The organism is Phosphitispora fastidiosa, from assembly GCF_019008365.1.
GTDB classification, from domain to species: Bacteria; Bacillota; Thermincolia; order Thermincolales; family UBA2595; genus Phosphitispora; species Phosphitispora fastidiosa.
Window position 1 is genome coordinate 1 of the sequence record NZ_JAHHUL010000197.1, and the last position, 245, is coordinate 245.

The window sequence follows — 245 nt, forward strand, 5'->3', positions numbered from 1 at the left end:
CGGTCCTTCCAGCTTTCGATCCCCGCAGCGCGCAGAGCCTCCGCTTCATCCGGCTTTGTGCTCCAGAAGAATGCCGCCATGTCATCGCCGCCCACCTCGGTCCTGCCAATCGGCAGAACGCCGATCATCACGCCAGCCCTACGGTAGCGCTGCAGCAGCGAGCGCGTGTCAAACCCCTCCCCGTGCCATTTCAGCGATGTCCAGAAGGCGCCGTATGTCAGTGGCACCGGTTCGCAGGGATGGAT

General features: G+C 63.7%; 1 protein-coding gene. It reads right to left on the reverse strand.

Annotation, left to right across the window (positions count from 1 at the left end; all coding sequences use genetic code 11):
* The coding region (locus Ga0451573_RS19485; RefSeq protein ID WP_231685864.1) for a hypothetical protein at nt 1–245 on the reverse strand (245 nt) is incomplete at both ends.